Annotated in this window: 16 protein-coding genes; 4 read left to right on the top strand and 12 right to left on the bottom strand. The window is 73.3% G+C overall.

The features are described 5' to 3' along the window. Positions 1–24: 24 nt before the first annotated feature. The 3 genes from BJ981_RS06895 to BJ981_RS06885 form a co-directional block, all read right to left on the bottom strand. Complete coding sequence (locus BJ981_RS06895; protein ID WP_184609069.1) at positions 25–2,118, bottom strand: 3-hydroxyacyl-CoA dehydrogenase NAD-binding domain-containing protein; 2,094 nt, start codon at positions 2,116–2,118, stop codon at positions 25–27. Further along, positions 2,115–3,293, bottom strand: a complete 1,179-nt coding sequence (locus BJ981_RS06890) for a thiolase family protein (protein ID WP_311745739.1) — start codon at positions 3,291–3,293, stop codon at positions 2,115–2,117. Before BJ981_RS06890 ends, BJ981_RS06895 begins: the two co-directional genes overlap by 4 nt. A 174-nt stretch (positions 3,294–3,467) precedes the next feature. Then, positions 3,468–4,082, bottom strand: a complete 615-nt coding sequence (locus BJ981_RS06885; RefSeq protein WP_184609065.1) for a TetR/AcrR family transcriptional regulator — start codon at positions 4,080–4,082, stop codon at positions 3,468–3,470. 122 nt (positions 4,083–4,204) lie between these two features. Here BJ981_RS06885 and BJ981_RS06880 point away from each other — a divergent pair, with 122 nt between their 5' ends. Next, positions 4,205–4,840 (top strand): NAD(P)-dependent oxidoreductase, encoded by a 636-nt coding sequence (locus tag BJ981_RS06880; RefSeq protein WP_184609063.1) that lies wholly within the window; start codon positions 4,205–4,207, stop codon positions 4,838–4,840. A gap of 5 nt (positions 4,841–4,845) precedes the next feature. Here BJ981_RS06880 and rho read toward each other — a convergent pair whose 3' ends face one another. Next, a complete protein-coding gene (gene rho, locus BJ981_RS06875; RefSeq protein ID WP_184609061.1) occupies positions 4,846–6,042 on the bottom strand; it encodes a transcription termination factor Rho in 1,197 nt (398 codons plus the stop codon). A gap of 430 nt (positions 6,043–6,472) precedes the next feature. Here rho and BJ981_RS06870 point away from each other — a divergent pair, with 430 nt between their 5' ends. Continuing rightward, positions 6,473–7,246 carry an MBL fold metallo-hydrolase gene (locus BJ981_RS06870; protein ID WP_239139320.1) on the top strand — a complete coding sequence of 258 codons (774 nt, stop codon included), beginning with the start codon at positions 6,473–6,475 and terminating at the stop codon, positions 7,244–7,246. A gap of 37 nt (positions 7,247–7,283) precedes the next feature. On the opposite strand, the gene BJ981_RS06865 is transcribed toward BJ981_RS06870, so the two are convergent. The 3 genes from BJ981_RS06865 to BJ981_RS06855 form a co-directional block, all read right to left on the bottom strand. After that, the gene (locus tag BJ981_RS06865) at positions 7,284–8,360 is read right to left on the bottom strand and encodes an alpha/beta hydrolase family protein (RefSeq protein ID WP_184609059.1); all 1,077 of its coding nucleotides are present in this window, start codon (positions 8,358–8,360) and stop codon (positions 7,284–7,286) included. 37 nt (positions 8,361–8,397) lie between these two features. Further along, positions 8,398–8,979: a TetR/AcrR family transcriptional regulator gene (locus tag BJ981_RS06860; RefSeq protein ID WP_184609058.1), complete on the bottom strand. Its 582-nt coding sequence runs from the start codon at positions 8,977–8,979 to the stop codon at positions 8,398–8,400. 85 nt (positions 8,980–9,064) lie between these two features. Then, entirely contained in the window at positions 9,065–11,323 is a 2,259-nt protein-coding gene (locus BJ981_RS06855) for an MMPL family transporter (protein WP_184609056.1), read from the bottom strand. Between the two features lie 186 nt (positions 11,324–11,509). Between BJ981_RS06855 and BJ981_RS06850 the strand changes: the two genes are divergently transcribed. Next, positions 11,510–11,998 (top strand): NUDIX domain-containing protein, encoded by a 489-nt coding sequence (locus BJ981_RS06850; RefSeq protein WP_184609054.1) that lies wholly within the window; start codon positions 11,510–11,512, stop codon positions 11,996–11,998. 188 nt (positions 11,999–12,186) lie between these two features. Beyond that, positions 12,187–14,145 (top strand): APC family permease, encoded by a 1,959-nt coding sequence (locus tag BJ981_RS06845; RefSeq protein ID WP_184609053.1) that lies wholly within the window; start codon positions 12,187–12,189, stop codon positions 14,143–14,145. 5 nt (positions 14,146–14,150) lie between these two features. Here the strand turns inward: BJ981_RS06845 and BJ981_RS06840 are convergent, their stop codons facing one another. From BJ981_RS06840 to BJ981_RS06820, 5 genes are all read right to left on the bottom strand, one after another. After that, positions 14,151–15,113, bottom strand: coding sequence for a UDP-glucuronic acid decarboxylase family protein (locus BJ981_RS06840; protein WP_184609051.1), 963 nt, complete (start codon positions 15,111–15,113; stop codon positions 14,151–14,153). Then, positions 15,110–16,255, bottom strand: coding sequence for a glycosyltransferase family 9 protein (locus tag BJ981_RS06835; RefSeq protein WP_184609050.1), 1,146 nt, complete (start codon positions 16,253–16,255; stop codon positions 15,110–15,112). Before BJ981_RS06835 ends, BJ981_RS06840 begins: the two co-directional genes overlap by 4 nt. Continuing rightward, positions 16,246–17,109, bottom strand: a complete 864-nt coding sequence (locus tag BJ981_RS06830) for an SDR family oxidoreductase (protein WP_184609048.1) — start codon at positions 17,107–17,109, stop codon at positions 16,246–16,248. The genes BJ981_RS06835 and BJ981_RS06830 overlap by 10 nt, the downstream gene beginning before the upstream one ends. Before the next feature lie 97 nt (positions 17,110–17,206). After that, positions 17,207–18,595: a D-glycero-beta-D-manno-heptose 1-phosphate adenylyltransferase gene (rfaE2, locus tag BJ981_RS06825; protein ID WP_184609047.1), complete on the bottom strand. Its 1,389-nt coding sequence runs from the start codon at positions 18,593–18,595 to the stop codon at positions 17,207–17,209. Then, positions 18,592–19,149 carry a D-sedoheptulose-7-phosphate isomerase gene (locus BJ981_RS06820; RefSeq protein WP_184609045.1) on the bottom strand — a complete coding sequence of 186 codons (558 nt, stop codon included), beginning with the start codon at positions 19,147–19,149 and terminating at the stop codon, positions 18,592–18,594. Before BJ981_RS06820 ends, rfaE2 begins: the two co-directional genes overlap by 4 nt. Between the last annotated feature and the right edge of the window lie 3 nt (positions 19,150–19,152).

Below are 19,152 nucleotides of genomic sequence, written 5' to 3'. Positions count from 1 at the left end.
GCCGGCGCGAACGGGCGGGGACGGTCAGGCGGGGACCGAGGCCACGCCCGGCGGGAGGAAGCGGCGTCCGGTCACCTCGGCCGACACGCCCGTCCTGTCCAGGTACGGCGTGATGCCTCCGGTGTGGAACGGCCAGCCCGCGCCGAGGAGCATGCACAGGTCCAGGTCCTCGGCGGCGGCCACGACGCCCTCGTCCAGCATCAGGCGCGCCTCCTCGGCCAGCGCCCGCAGCGCGCGCGCCCGCACCTCCTCGGCGGGCGGCCCGGTCAGGCCGGAGCCCTCGAAGATCTGGCGCGCCTCCGGGTCGATCGTGAAGTCGGGCGCGAACACGCCGGGCTTGCCGGCCTTCACCAGGTTCGCCAGGTTCTCCGAGACCTTGTACCGGGCGGGGAACGCCTCGTGCAGCGTCTCGGCGACGTGCAGCGCCACCGCAGGGCCGACGAGCTGGAGCAGCGCGAACGGCGACATCGGCAGCCCCAGGCCGTCCAGGGCGTGGTCGGCCGTCTCGACCGGGGTGCCCTCGTCCACCGCGCCGATGACCTCGCCCATGAAGCGGGTCAGCAGGCGGTTCACCACGAACGCCGGGGCGTCCTTCACCAGCACGCACGACTTCTTCAGCGCCTTGCCGGTCGCGAAGGCCGTGGCCAGCGTGGCGTCGTCGGTGCGCTCGCCGCGGACGATCTCCAGCAGCGGGAGCACGGCCACCGGGTTGAAGAAGTGGAAGCCGACCACCCGCTCGGGGTGGCGCAGCCCCGACGCCATCGCGCTCACCGACAGCGAGGAGGTGTTGGTCGCGAGCACGCACTCGGGCCCGACGACGGCCTCGACCTCGGCGAACACCTGCTTCTTGACCTTCAGGTCCTCGAAGACGGCCTCGATCACGAAGTCGGCGTCGGCGAAGGCGTCCTTGGTCAGCGAGCCCGAGACCAGGCCCTTCAGCCGGTTGGCCTGGTCGCCGTTCACCCGGCCCTTGGCGAGCAGCTTGTCCACCTCGGCGCGCACGTAGCCGACGCCCTTGTCCAGGCGTTCCCGGTCCAGGTCGGTGAGGACGACCGGCACCTCCAGCCGCCGCGCGAACAGCAGGGCGAGCTGGGAGGCCATCAGGCCCGCGCCCACCACCCCCACCTTGGTCACCTTGCGGGCGAGCGCCTTGTCGGGCGCGCCCGCGGGCCGCTTGGCGCGGCGCTGCACCAGGTCGAAGGAGTAGAGCCCGGCGCGCAGCTCGTCGCCCATGAGCAGGTCCGCCAGGGCCCGGGTCTCCGCCTCGAACCCCTCGTCCCGCCCGGCCGTGCGGGCGAGCGCGACCAGGTCGAGAGCCCGGTACGGCGCGGGCGAGGCGCCGCGCAGCTTCATGTCCACCAGCGCCCGCGCGCCCTCGACGGCCGAGTCCCAGGCCGCGGCGTCGGAGGTGAACGGCGGGCGGGACACCGCGGCCTCGCCGGTCAGCACCCGGGCGGCCCAGCGCAGCGACTCCTCCAGGAAGTCGGCGGGCTCGAAGATCGCGTCGGCGACGCCGAGCCGGAAGGCATCCCGGCCCTTGATCATGCGGTTCTGCGAGAGCGGGTTCTCGATGATGAGCTTGAGCGCGGACGCGGGCCCGATCAGCCGGGGGAGCAGTTGCGTGCCGCCCCAGCCGGGCACCAGTCCGAGGAAGCACTCCGGCAGCGCCACCGCCGGCACGCCCGACGAGATCGTCCGGTAGGTGCAGTGCAACGCGATCTCCAGGCCGCCGCCCATGGCCGCCCCGTTCACGAACGCGAACGACGGCACCTCCAGCTCGCCGAGCCTGCGGAACACCTCGTGCCCGAGCCTGCCGAGCTCCTCGGCCTGCCCGCGCGCCCGGACCAGCGCGGCGCCCTTGAGGTCGGCGCCGACCGCGAAGATGAACGGCTTGCCGGTCACGCCGACGGCGGTCAGGTCGTCGCGGGCGGCGATCGCGTCCAGCGCCTTGTCCAGTTCGGTGAGGCCGCGCGGCCCGAAGGTGTTCGGCTTGGTGTGGTCGAAGCCGTTGTCCAGCGTGATCAGGGCCATCGTCCCCGCGCCGCCGGGAAGGCTCACGTCGCGGACGAGGGCGTGGGTCACGACCTCGTCGTCGAAGATCTCGGTGATGTCGCTCACTTGGCGCCCTCCCAGGCGGGGTTCTCCCAGATGACCGTTCCGCCCATGCCCATGCCGACGCACATCGTGGTGATGCCGTAGCGGACGTCGGGCCGCTCGCCGAACTGGCGGGCGAGCTGCGTCATCAGGCGGACGCCCGACGAGGCGAGCGGGTGGCCGAACGCGATCGCGCCGCCGTAGGGGTTCACGCGGGGGTCGTCGTCGGCGATGCCGAAGTGCCCGAGGAAGGCCAGCACCTGCACGGCGAACGCCTCGTTGATCTCGATCAGGCCGATGTCGCCGATGCCGAGGCCCGCCAGGCGCAGCGCGCGCTCGGTGGACGGGATCGGGCCGACGCCCATGACCTCCGGGTCCACCCCGGCGAAGGCGTAGGAGACCAGGCGCATCTTGGCGGTCAGGCCCAGCTCGGCCGCGACGTCCGCCGCCGCGATCACGCAGCCGGTCGCGCCGTCGTTCAGGCCCGCCGCGTTGCCCGCGGTGACGCGGCCGTGCGCGCGGAACGGCGTCTTCAGCCCGGCCAGGCCCTCCATGGTGGTGCCGGGCCTCGGCGGCTCGTCCTCGGTGGCGAGGCCCCAGCCCTCGGCGGCCTTGCGGGCCGCCATCGGCACCAGGTCCGGCTGGATCCTGCCGTTGGCGTACGCCTTGGCGACCTTCTCCTGCGAGGCCACCGCGTAGGCGTCGGCGCGCTCCTTGGTGATGTCGGGGTACCGGTCGTGCAGGTTCTCCGCCGTCATGCCCATGATCAGCGCCGAGCCGTCGACCAGGCTCTCCGACAGGAACCGGGGGTTCGGGTCCACCCCCTCGCCCATCGGGTGGCGGCCCATGTGCTCCACGCCGCCCGCGATGGCGACGTCGTAGGCGCCGAAGGCGACGCCGCCCGCGACGTTCGTGACGGCGGTCATCGCGCCCGCGCACATGCGGTCCACGGCGTACCCGGGGACGGTCTTCGGCAGCCCGGCCAGCACGGCGGCGGACCGTCCGATGGTCAGGCCCTGGTCGCCGATCTGGGTGGTGGCCGCGATCGCGACCTCGTCGACGCGTTCGGGCGGCAGGCCCGGGTTGCGGCGCATCAGCTCACGGATGACACGGACGACCAGGTCATCGGCACGCGTCTCGGCGTACAGGCCCTTCGGGCCCGACCTGCCGAAGGGCGTGCGCACGCCGTCGACGAACACGACGTCACGTGACGTTGGCACGGCTGGCTCCTCGCATAGGCTACTCGTGAGTAACATAATGCCACGGCCCGGCGGCGCCGCGTCCAGGTGGTGTCGTACCCGCGCCGCGTCCTCTCCGCGCCTTCTCGGGGCTTTCTCGGTGCCTTCGCGGGGCCTTCTCCGGGCGTGCGGACGTCAGCGGATGCCGTCGAGCAGGGTGCGGGCCAGGGACGTCGCGAAGGCGTCGACCGAGGCCGGCGGGGACTCCTCGCCGGCGAGCAGGGTGAGCTGGGCGCGCTGGTAGCAGGCGCCGAGCAGCAGGGCCGCCGCCGCGTCCGGATCGGCGTCCGCGCGGACGCGGCCGGCCTCGCGCAACGAGCGCAGGTAGCCGGCGAGCGTGTCCAGCGGCCGGTGCGGCCCCGCGCCGAGCTTGCGCAGCCCCTCGCGGTGGCGTTCCAGCAGCGCGGGCTCGGCGAACAGCGGCGCGGCGATCGGCGTGCTGGCCTCGTAGAACAGGGTGGCCGTGCGGGCGATCTCGGCCAGGCACTCCTCGGTCGTGCGCTCGCCCGGGTCCTGCGCGAGGTTCGCGATCAGCGTGCTCAGGCCGGGGAGCCGCTCCTCGAGCACCTTGACGAACATCTCCTCCTTGCCGGAGAAGTGCCGGTACAGCGCCGCCTCGCTGATGCCGGCGGCGCGCGCGATCTCTTTGGTGGTCGCGCGGGCGATGCCGACCGTGCGCATGAGCTGCTCCGCGGCGTCGAGGATGCGCTGGCGCGTGCGCGCGCCTGAGGCCGTGGGCCGCTGGGGCATCGTTCCCCTTTCTCCGGGTTCTCCCGGTGATTCTGACGTGCGGGACGGCCGGGTGCGCGCACCGCGGGGTGCTCATTCTAGGATGTGAGTGAGTGCTCACCAACCTATGGGAGGGGTAGCTCATGAGGCTCACCGTCGTAGGAGCGACCGGAGGGGTCGGCAAGGAGGTCGTCCGGCAGGCGCTGGACGCCGGGCACCAGGTCGCGGCCGTCGTGCGCGACCCGGCCCGGCTTCCCATCAGCCACTCGGCCCTCGAAGTGGTGACCGCGGACGTCACCGCCCCCGAGGCGCTGCGGCCCGCGCTGGCGGGACGCGAGGCCGTGATCTCGGCGCTCGGGCCGAGGACCAGGAAGGACGCGGGCATCGCCGCGATCGCGCTGCGGTCGGTGATCCGCGCCATGGAGACCATGGACGTGCGGCGCCTCGTCGTCATCAGCGCCGCCCCGCTCGGCCCCACGCCCGAAGACGACGGGCTCCTGTACCGGGCGGTGCTCAGGCCGCTGATCCGCAGGTTCCTGCGCGACGTGTACGCCGACCTCGCGGTGATGGAGGACGAGGTCCGGCGCAGCGCCACCGAATGGACGATCGTGCGCCCGCCCCGCCTGACCGACAAGCCGCTCACCGGGGCCTACCGCCGGGTCATCGGCGGCAGCGTGCCGCGCGGCTACACGATCTCGCGGGCGGACACCGCGCACGCCATGCTCACCGCGCTCGACGACCCCGCCACGCTGAAGCAGGCCGTCGGCGTCGCCAACTGAGGGACTCAGGGGGCCGTGGCGGCCACCTGGCGGAGGAAGGCGGCGTTGGACCGCGTCTCGCGCAGCCGGTCGAGCAGGACGCGCAGCGCCTGCTCGCGGTCGAGGCCGGACAGCACGCGGCGCAGCCGCCACATCAGCTCGCGCTCCTGCCCGGCGAGGAGGATCTCCTCCCGCCGGGTGCCGGAGGCCGCCACGTCGACGGCCGGGTACAGCCGGTGCTCGGCGAGGGCGCGGTCGAGCCGCAGCTCCATGTTCCCGGTGCCCTTGAACTCCTCGTAGAAGTTGTCGTCCATGCGCGAGCCGGTCTCGGTGAGCGCGGTCGCGAAGATGGTCAGTGACCCGCCCCCGCGTACCGCGCGGGCGGCGCCGAAGAGGCGTTTGGGCAGGTAGACGGCCTGGGCGTCGATGCCGCCCGTGAGGATCCTGCCGCCGTTCGGCGCGGTGACGTTGTACGCCCTGCCGAGGCGGGTGAGGGAGTCCAGCAGCAGGACGACGTCCGTGCCCTGCTCGACCAGGCGCTTGGCGCGCTCGACGGCCAGCTCGGCCAGCGCGGTGTGCTCGCGCGCGGGATGGTCGAAGGTGGAGGCGACGACCTCGCCGTGGACGGACTCGCGGAAGTCGGTGACCTCCTCGGGTCGCTCGCCCACCAGGACGGCCATGAGGTGGGCGTCCGGATGATTGGCCGTGACGGCGTCCGCGATGGCCTTCAGGACGATGGTCTTGCCGGCCTTGGGCGGCGCGACGATCAGGCCGCGCTGCCCCTTGCCGACGGGGGCGACCAGGTCGATCAGGCGTGTGATCGGGGAGCCGTTCTCCAGGACCAGGCGGTCGTGGGGGTGGACCGGGGTCAGGTCGGCGAAGTGCGGCCGGTCGTATCCCGGCTCGCGGCCGTTGACGGACAGCAGGCCGGCCAGCCGGGTGTACGGGGCGCGGACGGTGCCGGTGACCAGGTCGCCGGGCCGCAGCCCCAGGCGCCGGACCTCCGGCAGGGAGAGGCGGACGTCGCCCTCGCCGGGGGCGTAGCCGCCCGTCCGGATGAAGGCGGTCTTGTCGCGGACGTCGACCAGGCCGGTGATGTGCCGGATCGGCTGGTCAGGGCGGTCGGGGGGCCTGACGGGGGCCTCGGTGGACACGGTGGACACGGTGGACACGGTGGACACGGTGGACACGGTGGACACGGTGGACACGGTGGACACGGTCATGGGAAATGCCTTTCGCTGGGGAATGCGCGAGAGGACGCGTGTCGTGAAACCGAGGACGGTGGAACGCGGCTCTCGCGGAGAGGAAATGCCGGACTTTTCGTGCACGGGAAATTCGGCTGCCGAACGGGAGGCGCGCGTCCATGAACGGGGCGCCTCGGAGAACGCGTACGGGCCCGGCGTACGCCGGTACCGGTGGAACGCGGCTGCGAAAGAATCGCGTGAATTCGATGAGAAGAGATGAATCGAGAGAGAGAAGACCCTGGGAGGGGGCGCGGGGACCGAGCCCTAGCGCGCCGCCGAGAAATCCGAGGGACCTGAGCAGCCATCTCCACGATAACAGCAATTCCGGCCCTGCGCGCAAGCCCGCCGGTTCCGCCCGGCCGTCACGGCCTCATAGTCTTGAGGCGACGCCGACCGATGAGGGAGTCCGATGTCGTACGCGCCCAGGACGTTCGGCGGGTTCGAGGTGACGCCGCTGCGCGACGCGGTGGGCCCCATGGGCCCGTCGATCAGGCGTCCGCTTCCCGAGCTCTTCACCGGCGCGTCGCCGGACGACTGGGCGGGCACGCCGGCCGAATGGGTCCTCCACTTCCGCTGCTACCTGCTGCGCGACGCCTTCGGCCGCGTGGTCCTGGTGGACGTCGGCATCGGCGGCACGGACTCGCCGGCGTCGAGCTGGGCGCCGGTGCCCGGCGGCCTGGTCGGCGAGCTGGCCGCCGTGGGCGTCGCGCCCGGGGACGTCGGCACCGTCGTGCTGACCCACCTGCACAGCGACCACGCGAGCGGCGCGGTCACCGACGGCGTCCCCACGTTCCCGAACGCGCGGCACGTCATCCAGCGCGCCGAGGTCGACTGGATCGAGGGCGCGGGGCCGAACCCGATCCTGGAACGGGTGCTGCGCCCGCTGACCGGGCTGGTCGACGCCGTGGACGGCGCCGCCGAGATCGTCCCGGGCGTCCGCGTCGCCCACACGCCCGGGCACACACCGGGCCACCAGGTCGTGGAGGTCGGGTCGCTGACGCTGACCGGGGACGTCGTCCTGCACCCCGTCCAGCTCGCTAACCCGGCGGTCCGGTACGCCTACGACGAGGACGCCGAACGCGCGGCCACCACCAGGGAGGCGCTCCTGCGGGAGGTGCGCGCCCGGCACGGCCTGCTGGGCACCGGCCACTTCCCCGAGCCCTTCACCGACCCGGGGATCTAGGCGGCCGGGGTTCCCGCGGGCGAGGCGCGCTCTCCGGTCAGGGCCGGGAGAGGAAGTCGCGCACCAGCCTGTCGTAGCGGGCGCGATCCACGTTCCACGCCTCGGTGTGCTGTCCCTGCGCGAACTCCTCGAACTGGATCTTCCACCCCAGCCGCCCGGCGGCGGCGGCGAGGCCGCGCGACTCCTCGATGGGATGGTCGGTGTCGGGACGGGTGTGGATCAGCAGCAGGGGCGGCCGGATCTTCGGTGGGTGGCGGATCAGGCTGAGGCGGGCCACGTCCACTCCGGTGCGCCATTCGGTGACCAGGTTCGACAGCGTGGAGACGAAGCCGGGCAGGTGGTGGTTCCTGGCGCCCTGTTCCCCGGTGATCAGCACGTCGATCATGGGCGCGTCCATGATGACCCGGTCGACGGTGGTGGCGAGCGGCGACCTGGCGAGGAGCTGTCCGGCGATCTGGCCGCCCATCGAGGTGCCGAACAGGATGAACCTCTGCGCCCCCATCTTCCGCGCGTGACGCAGGGCGGCCTCAAGGTCACGCCATTCCGAGTCGCCCAGATGCAGCAGCCCGTCGGGCGAGGGCGGCGCCCCTTCGTCGTTGCGGAAGCTGATGTCCAGGAAGGGAAGCCCCAGTTCGTGGACGACCGGGAGGATCTTGAGCTGGGCCTTGCGGCGCCCGTTCTGGCCGTGAACGGCGACGACCCAGGTGGAGCCCCGGCCGGGCACGTACCAGGCGGGGGCGGGCCCGAGCTCGGTGGGCACCATGATCTCGGAGTAGTCGATCCCCCAGGCGACCTTGGGATCGCCGGGGGGAACATTGTCGAACCACCCGGGAGTGCCCAGGGAGGGCACCTGGCCGCGCAGGACCCTGCGCGTCACCCCGCCCCGATCCTGGGACACGATGTCGCCGAGCATCGAGGAGGCGCCGCCCCACTCCAGCCAGTACGTGCCCGGTTTGCCGGTCTGCGCCGACCGCTCGAGCGTCACCATGTCGCCCCGGACGGCGAGCACCCGCGTGTTGCTCGATCCGTAGTGCACGACGGCGATCCCCTGATCGCTGCCGAACCAGGCGCCGAATCCCGTCGCCACGACCACGAGGACCAGGAACGCCGTCAAGGCGGCCCATAAGCGTCTTCTCCGGACCGGTCGCCGGTCAGGCCCGGATGCCATCGAGCACCCTCCTCGTCGTGCGCGCGCACAGCAGCCGGAACGTTTCCTCGTCCAGGCCGATGCGGCCGCCGAGGTAGAGCTGCACGAGCCCCTGGGCGGTGGAGGTCAGCGCCAGCGTCACCTCCAGCGGGTCGTCCTCGCGCAGCAGCCCGTCGCGCATGCCCTCCTCGACCAGGAGGACGAGCGCGCCGAAGACCGGTGATCCACCGCCCTGGAAGTCGCCGGGGAAGCGCCGGGCGCGTGGCCGCTGCTCCGTCATGAGGAACGTGTACAGATGCGGCCGCCCCAGAGCGAAGTCGAGGAAGTCGTCCATGAGGCCGAACACCCGCTCCTCCCAGGAGCCGTCGGGGACGCGGGTCCCCCAGGCTTCCGACAGCCGCCGGAACGCCCGCGCGGCCACCGCGTCGAGCAGCGCCTGGCGATTCGGGAAGTACTTGTAGATGGCCATCGCGGACACGCCGACGATCTCGGCCACGCGTCGCATGGTGGCGGCGTCGGACCCCTCGTTCACGAGGATGTCCTCCGCCGCGTCGGCGATCTTCTCCGCCGTGCTGGGAACGCTCACGTATACAGCGTAAACCATCGTGGTATACGCCGTATACCACGATGGTCGTTCCTCTCGCGCGTTCGGGCGGGACGTGCGGCCCTGGTCAGACGCCCACGGGAATCCGGTGGCGCGGCTGCGGCGTGGGGTCGTCGTCGTCCTCGTCGCCGTGGGAGAGCTGCGGGAGCCAGTTCAGCCAGCGCGGCAGGTACCAGTTCCAGTCGCCGAGCAGCTTCATGGTGGCCGGGAGCAGCACCGCCCTGACGAGCGTCGCGTCGATCAGGATCGCGGCGGCCAGGCCGACGCCCATCTCCATGAAGGTCAGCAGCGACAGCGTGGCGAAGGTGGCGAAGACCGCGACCATGATGATCGCCGCGCTGGTCACCACGCCGGCCGTCGACCTGATGCCGAAGGAGACCGCGTCCTCGGTGCGCATGCCCCGGTCGTACGCCTCGCGGATACGGCTGAGGATGAACACGTGGTAGTCCATCGACAGGCCGAAGAGGATGACGAACAGGAACAGCGGCACCCAGTCGGTGATGAACCCGGTCGAGGTGAAGCCCAGCAGCCCTTCGCCGTAGCCGCGCTGGAAGACCAGCACGAGCACGCCGTAGGCCGCGGCGACCGACAGCAGGTTCAGCAGGATCGCCTTGACCGCGACGACCAGGGAGCGGAACGAGGTCAGCAGCAGGATGAACGCCAGGAGCAGGACGAAGCCGAACACCAGCGGGATCGAGCGGCCGAGTTGGTCGTTGAAGTCCATCGACCCGGCGGTCTCGCCGGTGACGTGCGCCTCCCCGGCCCCGGTCAGCGTCGCGGGGATCACCTTCTCGCGCAGCGTGCGCACGGCCTGCTCGGCGACCTCCTTCTCGCCCTTGAGGCCGATGGAGATGCGGGCGACGGTCTTGTCCGGGTTCACCTCGACGCCGAACGGCTCGTTGGCCTGGCCGGTCGCGAACGCCTGCCGCTTGAACCGTTCGATGGCCGAGGTGACGGCCGGGGTGGTGACGTCGGGCGCCTTGAGCACGACCACGGCGGGCGCGTTGCCGCCGGGGAACGCCTTGTCGATACGCTTGAACGTCTCGGCGATGGCGTAGTCGCCCTGCAGGTCGTCGAAGCCCTGCGGCCCGGTGCGCAGCGTGAAGGCGGGCGCGGCCAGGGCGACCAGCAGGCCGCCGGCGACGAGCGCGGACACGAGCGGGCGGCGCAGGACCGGGGTGAGGACGGCGTTCCAGATCCGCCCGCCTTCGCCGCCGCGGCCGCCGAGCTTGCGGGCCCAGGTGACGCGGCCGCCGGTGAGCACCCGCACGGTGCCGTGGATCAGCCGTGCGTCGATCTTGTCGCCGATCAGCGAGAGCAGCGCGGGCAGGACGGTGAGCGAGCCGATCATGGCGACGAGGACGACGAGGATCGTGCCCTCGGCGAAGCCCATGAAGATGCCGTTGCCGGTGAGGAACATGCCCGCCATGGCGACCATGACGGTGATGCCGGAGATGAGCACGGCACGTCCGGAGGTGGCCGCCGCGATCTCGATGGCGCGCCGCTTGTCGCGGCCCTCGGCCCGCTCCTCGCGTTCCCTGCGGATGTAGAACAGCGAGTAGTCCACGCCGACGGCCAGGCCGATGAGCAGCATGAGGTTCGGCGTCGCGTCGTCCACGTGCAGCAGGTGGCTGGTCAGCGCGAGCAGGCCGGTGGCGCCGACGATGGCGGTCATGGCCAGCGCCAGCGGCACCAGCGCGGCCAGCAGCGCGCCGAAGGCCCCGAGCAGGATGCCGAACGTGATCGGCAGCGAGAGCTGCTCGGCGCGGACGAAGTCCTTGTCGATCGCCTCGCCGATCATCTTGCCCGCGCTCGCGCCGCCCGCCTGCTCCACGCGCAACTCGGGGAAGCTCTTCTGGACCCCGGCGACCGCGTCGAGGACGGGCTGCACCCGCTTGTCGGCGTCCTTGCCGTCGCCCTTCATGTCGAACTGGACCAGCGTCGTGCGCCGGTCCTCGGTCACCGGCGAGGGTTCCTTGTCGTACGGCGTGCGGACGTTCTCGACCTGGCCGGTGGCGGTGACCGCCTCCTTGACCTTGGTGACCGCGTCGCGGAACCGCGGGTCCTGGACCGTCGGCCCGCCGTCCTTGGCCTGGACCAGCACCACTTCACCGGCGACGTCCTTGAAGTTCGCCCCGTCGAGGATCTGCCCGGCCTTGCGGGAGTCGCCGTTCTGGCTCTCGTAGCCCTTCATCTTCGCGGTCCCGACGGCGTTGCCCGCGAACGTCGCCGCCGCCACGAAGGCGACCCAGATCATGATCGCCGCCCAGCGGTGGCGGGCGCTCCACCCGCCGATCGTGGCGGCCAGGTTCCCCCGGCGTCTCATCTTATGTCTCCCCCAGCGAAAGTCGTTTTCTCTGAAGGTAGAAGCCGGGGTAAACCAATACATCGGCCATGGAATCTAGCTGTCGGATAGTACGAGAGGGGTAGATCGCCCGCGGCGTATCCGCCTTTGGATGTACGGGGTGGCCCCTAGGGGTGAGGGGCCGGGCGCCCGCACTACGGTCGGATCATGGCCACTTTCTCGCCCGACGAGTTCTACGCCCGGATCAACAAGACGCTGGCGGGCGCGGGCGCGCTGATCACCGACCCGGCCCGCCGCGTGCTGCTGGTCAAGCCCAACTACCGCGATCACTGGCTCTGGCCGGGCGGTCACGTGGACGAGGGCGAGACGCCCGACCAGGCGTGCGCCCGCGAGATCACCGAGGAACTGGGGCTCTTCCTGCGGGTGGGGCGCCTGCTCGGCGTCCATTGGGTTCCGCCCTTCGGCGACCGCCCGATGCCGTTGATCCACTTCCTGTTCGACTGCGGCACGCTGCCGGACGACGCGGGCATCGTCCTGCAGGAGGAGGAACTGGACGCGCACGGGTTCTTCGACCTCCGCGAGGCCGCCCGCCTGATGCCGGCGTACTTGGTGAGGAGGCTGCACGCCGCCCTGGACGCCCGCGACGACGGGACCACTTTCTACCTCACGGGTGGCTCCCCGGCGATGGCACGCTGACCCGTCGTCGCCGTTCACTCCGGAGAAGTACGCGGGGCGGATTTCCGCCTGCCGATAAATGTCGATTCCGTGCCGTGGCGGTAAAGAAACGTATTGAATCGCCGGTCGCACCGGGCGGCCTCGCGGGCGGGGAATGAGGGAGGAGACGGGGCCCGGGACGTCCGGGGGCGGTGACGGGAGCGACGCCAGTGGGGACGGGCGCGGCCGGGGACGGGGACAGCGGGGTCGGCGGTGGCGCGGCCCGGTGGCGCGGGTTGTCCCGGTGGTTCCTGGAGACGCCCGTCGCCAAGGAGCCCGAGGCCGAGCCGTCCGAGGGACATCCCTGGTGGCGGGTCATGTGCCTCACCGGCGTCGACTACTTCTCCACCCTGGGCTACCAGCCGGGCATCGCCTTCCTGGCCGCGGGGGTGCTGTCCCCGGTCGCCACGCTCGTGCTGGTCGCCGTCACGCTGTTCGGCGCGCTGCCGGTCTACCGCCACGTCGCCGAGGAGAGCCCGCACGGGCGCGGCAGCATCTCGATGCTCCAGCGCTACCTGCCCGGGTGGCCGGGGAAGTTCCTCGTGCTCGTGCTGCTCGGCTTCCTCGCCACCGACTTCATCATCACGATCACCCTGTCGTCGGCCGACGCCACCGCGCACGTCATCGAGAACCCCTTCGCGCCCGACGCGTTGCGCGGCCACCGCGTCGGTGTGACGCTGGCGTTCGTCACCGTGCTCGGCGCGGTGTTCCTCGCCGGGTTCGGCCAGGCCATCGGCATCGCCGTGGTCCTGGTCACGGTGTACCTGGCGCTGAACCTGGCGGTCGTGGCCGTCGCCGTGGACCACCTGTTCACCAGCCCGGGCGCGGTCGTCCACTGGGAGAACGCGCTCACCGCCCGCTACGCCTCGCCGCTCGCCCTGGTCGGGTTCGCGCTGCTGGTGTTCCCCAGGCTGGCGCTCGGCCTGTCCGGCTTCGAGACCGGCGTCGCGGTGATGCCGCTGATCAGAGGACGGCCCGGCGACGACCCCGCCCACCCGGCCGGGCGCATCCATGAGGCCAGGAAGCTGCTCGCCACGGTCGCGGTCATCATGAGCTTCCTGCTCATCGCCAGCAGCTTCACCACGGCCGTGCTCATCCCTCCCCACGAGTTCCAGCCGGGCGGCAGGGCGAACGGCCGCGCCCTCGCCTACCTCGCGCACGGCTACCTCGGCGAGGGCTTCGGCACCCTGTACGACCTCAGCACGATCACGATCCTGTGGTTCGCGGGCGCGTCCGCCATGGCGGGCCTGCTCACCGTGGTGCCCCGCTACCTGCCGCGGTACGGCATGGCCCCGCACTGGGCGGCGGCCACCCGCCCGCTCGTCCTGATCTTCACCGCCGTCGCGTTCGGCATCACGATCCTGTTCCGGGCCGACGTGGACGCCCAGGGCGGCGCGTACGCGACCGGCGTGCTCGTCGTGATCCTCTCGGCGGCGCTGGCCGTGACCCTGTCGGCGCACCGCGCCCGCTCCCGGCGCAGGCTGCCGTTCTACGTCGCCATCACGGCGGTGCTGACCTACACCACCATCGCCAACATCTTCGAGCGCCCGGAAGGCATCAAGATCGCCTCGTTCTTCATCGGCACGATCATCGTGACCTCGTTCCTGTCCCGCGCCACCCGCTCCTTCGAGCTGCGCGTGGAAGGGGTGCGGCTCGACGCGCGGGCCCGCCGCTTCGTCCGGGAGGTCGCGGCGTCCGGCCATCTCCCGCTGGTCGCGTCCAACCCCGACGACCGCGGGCGCGTCCGCTTCCCCGAGAAGGAGCGGCGGGCCTGCGAGCTGCACCACCTGCCGCCGGACCAGCCGTTGCTGTTCCTGGAGATCACGATCGGCGACGCCTCGGAGTTCATCAGCGTCGTCGAGGTCACCGGCCGGCAGCGGGAGGGCTGCCGGTTCCTCACCGCCCGCAGCCCGTCCGTGGCGAACGCGGTCGCCGCCATCCTGCTGCACCTGCGCGACGAGACCGGGGTGATCCCCGACGTCTACTTCCACTGGGCCGAGGGCAACCCGATGCTGGCCCTCGTCGGCTACCTCATCCTCGGCGGCGGGGACGTCGCCCCGATGACCCGCGAGATCCTCCGCAGAGCCGAGCCCGACCCGCAGCGCCGCCCCCGCGTCCACGTCGGCTGACCGCGTCAGGACGCCGGACGGGTCTTCTCCAGCAGCTCACGCCGGAACCAGGCGATCGTGCGGCGCAGGCCCGTGTCCACGTCCACGCGGGGCCGCCAGGCGAGCCGCCGGGCGGCCAGGGAGGTGTCGGGGCGGCGCACGGCGGGGTCGTCCACCGGGCGGGCCACGAACCGGATCGGCGAGGACGAGCCGGCGAGGTCGCGGATCGTCGTGGCCAGCCGCAGCATCGACAGCTCCGACGGGTTGCCGATGTTGACGGGCCCCTCGAAGGCCGCGTCGGCCAGGGCGAGTATCCCCTCGACCGTGTCCTCGACGTAGCAGATGGAACGGGTCTGCGAGCCGTCCCCGGTGACGGTGATCGGCTCGCCGGCGAGCGCCTGGCGGATGAACGTCGGGATGGCCCGGCCGTCGTAGGGGCGCATGCGCGGGCCGTAGGTGTTGAAGATGCGCACGATGCCCGTGTCGACGCCGTGGGAGTCGCGGTAGGCGGTGGTCAGCGACTCGGAGAACCGCTTGGCCTCGTCGTACACGCTGCGCGGCCCGACCGGGTTGACGTTGCCCCAGTACGTCTCCCGCTGCGGGTGCTCCAGCGGGTCGCCGTACACCTCGCTCGTGGAGGCCAGCACGAACCGGGCCCCCTTCTCGCGGGCGAGGCCGAGGGCGTGCAGAGTGCCGAGGCTGCCCACCTTGAGCGTGGCGATCGGATGGCGCAGGTAGTCGGCGGGGGAGGCGGCCGAGGCGAAGTGCAGCACGAGGTCCACCTCGCCGGGCACGTGGACGAACCCGGTCAGGTCACACTCGACCAGGCGGAACCGGGGCCGTCCCATGAGGTGCTCCACGTTGGCGGGCGCGCCGGTCAGGAAGTTGTCCATGCAGATGACGCTCGCGCCGCCCGCCAGCAGGCGCTCGCACAGGTGCGAGCCGAGGAAGCCGGCGCCCCCGGTCACGACCACCCGGCGCGCGGTCACCGGACGGCCTCCGCCTGCAGCAGGGTCGCCGCGGCGTCCAGCACGACCTCGGTGCCGATCTCCAGCAGCCCGGGGTCGGGCCGGTTGCCGTGCGGGTCGCCCGAACGGCCCGTCCACAGGGCGATGTGGCGGGGGTCGGGCGGAGGGCCCCACTGGTCGGGGGACACCGGGCCGAACAGCACGACCGAAGGGGTGGCGCAGGCGGTGGCGAGGTGGGCGACACCGGTGTCCCCGCAGATCACCAGGCGCGCCCCGGCTACCAGCCCGGCGAGGTCGCGCAGGTCCGTGCGCCCGGCCAGCACCGACTCCACCGGCAGCCCGGCCAGCGTGCCGACCCGGAACGCCAGCGACCGCTCGGCGGCGTTGCCGGTGATCATGACGCGGTGGCCCCGCTCGGCCAGCGCGGCGGCCACCTCGGCGAACCGCTCCACCGGCCAGCACCGGGCCCGCGAGGCCGCGCCCGGGTGGACCACGACGTGGCCGGTCGTGGTGGACGTGGTGGACGTGGTGGACATGGTGGACATGGTGGAGGTGGCGGGCAGCAGCAGGTCGGCCGGGTCGGCGGGGACGCCGTACCACGCCAGCAGGTCGCACCAGCGGTGCACCTCGTGCGCCTTCGGGTCCCACATCGGGCCGTCGAGCCCGGGGAACTCCGGGTGGGCGTGGCTGAGCAGCCGCCCGGGGCGGATCCGCGACAGCGCCACGATGCTCTCCGGGCCGCTGCCGTGCAGGTTGACCGCGAGGTCGGGGCGTTCGAGCGGCACGGGGCCCGGCCCGGACACGTCGAGCTGCGCGTCCACCGCGGAGATCAGCGAGACCAGGCCGGACAGCGCGGCGGGCGCGGCGAGCACCAGGCGGTGACCCGGGTAGGCGCTCCGCAGCGCCCGCAGCGCCGGCACGGCCGTGAGCAGGTCGCCGAAGCCGAGCCCGCGCAGCACCAGCAGGACCGGCGCCCCGGCCCGCCCGCCCGGGAGGCGGCGGCCGGTGAGCACGCGGCGCTCGGGCGCGGGCTCGCGGGGGACGATGCGCCGCGGCGCGGGACGCCTGCCGTACGCCCGCCGGTCCGTCTGCGCCTCGCCGGCCGGCCCGGCGGCGGAGCGGCGCGAGGCGGGGGTGTCCGGGGGGCGGTCGTTCACGGCCATGACGTCTCCCGCGCGGGGCACACGACCAGCTCGCGGACCTCGCAGCCCGGCGGCCGGGTCAGCGCGAACACCACGGTCGCCGCGACGTCCTCGGGCGCGTTCAGGTCGGCCTCGGGGCCGGGCGTGTACTGCTCGTCCCTGCCGTCGAAGAACGGCGTCCGCATGCCGCCCGGCACGAGCAGCGTCACCCCGACCTGCCCGCGCAGCTCCAGCGCCAGCGCCCGGGTGAAGCCGACGACGCCCGCCTTGGCCGCGCAGTACGCCGTCGCGTCGCTCAGCGGGCGCAGCCCGAGCGTCGAGGCCACCGTGACCACCCGGCCCCGCGACCGGGTCAGGTACGGCAGCGCCGCCCTGATCACCGACACGGTGCCGAGCAGGTTGACGCGGACCACCCGCTCCCACTCCTCGGCCTCCACCCGCGCCAGCGGGCCGCACCGGTCGATGCCGGCGGAGGTCACCACGGCGTCCAGGCCGCCCGCCCGCTCGGCCAGCTCGCGCACGGCGCGCTCGGCCTGCCCGCGGTCGGCCAGGTCGGCCACCACGTGGTCGCCGGACCTGACGCCGCCGCGCGCGCCGCCGTTGGACTCCGCGCGCGCGGCGTCGGCGGGGGCGGAGCGCGCCGTGCGCCCCGCCTCGGATCCCGGGCCGCCGTGCCGTGCCGTGCGCCCTGCCTCGGGCCGCGGACGTGCGGCGCCGCCGGCCGCGCGGCCCGGCTCGTACGCCGCGTACGCGGGTGCGGCGTCCGGCGCGGTGACGTCGATCACCAGTGGCCGGCCGCCCGCCTCGGCGACGGCGTGCGCGGTGGCCTTCCCCAGGCCCGACGCCCCGCCGGTGATCAGGATGTTCCCAAGCATCGATGTACCTCCTGGTCCAGGGGGGCTTCGATCCGCAGAGAGTCCGTGAAGAGCCGTGAAGTGACGTGGACGGTCGTGAACTGCCGTGGAGCCCGGGTCACCTGACTTCCTGGACGGCGGCGATCAGGCCGGTGGTGGAGTGGCCGGAGAAGGTGGGCAGGACCACGACCTCCCCGCCCGTGCGGCGCACCGCCTCGGCCTCGGGCAGGTCGAGCCCGGTGTAGTCACCGCCCTTCACCCACACGTCGGGCCGCAGGTGCTCGATCAGCCGGGTCGGGGTGTCCTCGGCGAACAGCACGACCGCGTCCACGCAGCCGAGCGCCCGCAGGACCTCCATCCGGTCCTCCTCCGGGACCACCGGGCGTCCCGGCCCCTTCAGACGGCGCACCGACTCGTCGGCGTTGACGCACACGATCAGCGCGTCGCCGAGCGCCTTGGCCTGCCGCAGCAGGCGGACGTGCCCGGCGTGCAGCAGGTCGAAGCACCCGCCCGTCGCGATGAGCCGGCCCCCGGTCGCGCGGACCAGCGCCGCCAGCTCGATGGCCGTGCGGGGACGGTCCGCCGCCGGCGCCTCGGGGAGGCGGATGCCCGCGGCGCCGCCCGCCTCGACGAAGCGGGTCGCCGCCCGCACGGCCGCCGCCACCGCCTCCGCGGCCGTCGCGCCGTCGCGCAGGGCGAGCGCCGCCGCCGAGGCGAACCGGTCCCCGGCCCCGCAGGAGTCGCGGCCGAGCACGCGCGCGGGCGGCGGCACCCGGGTGGTGCGCCCGTTCCCGTCGCACAGCACGGCCCCGCGCCCGCCGAGCGTCACCGCGACCGCCTCGGCGTGCAGCGCGCGCGCCAGGTGGCGCGCGGCGGCCTCCGGCGTGGCGCCCGGTTTCCCGTTCCCGGTTCCCTGCGGGTCGGCCTGCCCGCACAGCACGGCCGCCTCGACCAGGCTCGGCGTGACCAGCGCGCAGCCGGGCACCGGGATCGACCCCGCCGGGTGCGGGTCCCACACCAGCGGCACGGCCAGCCGGTTCAGCAGGTCGCGGACGGTCTCCGCCGCGCCGCGCCCGTAGTCCGACACCAGCACCGCGCCCGCGCCGCGCAGCGCCCGCGCCGCCCGCTGTCCCTCGCCGCCCTCCGGGACGTGCCAGGCCCGGCCGTCGCCGGTGTCGATCCGCAGCAGGGTCTGGTCGCGGGCGCGCACCCGCGTCTTGCGGGAGGTCGTGCCGCGCAGCGGCAGCCGCACGACCTCGGCGAACCCCGACAGCAGCGCCCGCAGCCCCCGCCCGGGCGCGTCCTCGCCGAGCGCCGTGATCAGCACGACCTCGGCGCCCTCGCGGGCGGCCAGCAGCGCGGCGAGCCCGGCGCCGCCCGGCCTGCGGTGCTCGGCGCGCCCGCACACGACCGGCACCGGGGCGTCCGGGCACAGCCGCTCCGCGTCGCCTTCGATGTCCACGTCGAGCAACGAGTCGCCGACGACGACGATCGGCCCGGCCGTCATGTGCCCGGCTCCGCGGCCTCGATCACGTCGCACAGCATGTGGATGACCGCCAGGTGGACCTCCTGCACGGTGGTGGGGTCGTCGGACGGCACGGCGAGCGCGTCGTCGCACAGCCCGGCCAGCGGGTTCGGAGCCGGCCCCGTCAGGGCCCAGGTCGCCAGGCCCGCCTCCCGCGCCACCTCGACCGCCGCCAGCACGTTCTTGCTGGCCCCGCTGGTCGACAGGCAGATCAGCACGTCGCCGGGCCGCCCGTGCGCCCGCACCTGGCGCGCGTACAGCTCCTCGGCGCCGAAGTCGTTGACGATCGCCGTGGAGGTCGAGGTGTCGGCGTGCAGGGGGATCGCCGCGTACGGGCGGCGGTCGGCGCGGAAGCGGCCCACCAGCTCGGCCGTCAGGTGCTGCGCCTCGGCGGCGGACCCGCCGTTGCCGCAGGCCAGCAGCCGTCCTCCCGCGCGCAGCACCCGGGCGAGCGCGGCTCCCCAGGCGTGGATCTTCGGGGTGTCGGGGTCGACGGCGGTCAGCGCGGCGCTCAGCTGGGACAGATGCGGATGCATGGC

Origin of the sequence: Sphaerisporangium krabiense, assembly GCF_014200435.1 — a bacterium.
GTDB lineage: Bacteria > Actinomycetota > Actinomycetes > Streptosporangiales > Streptosporangiaceae > Sphaerisporangium > Sphaerisporangium krabiense.
The sequence above is the reverse complement of the archived record's forward strand: the minus strand, read 5'-3'. Positions and strand labels throughout refer to the sequence as shown.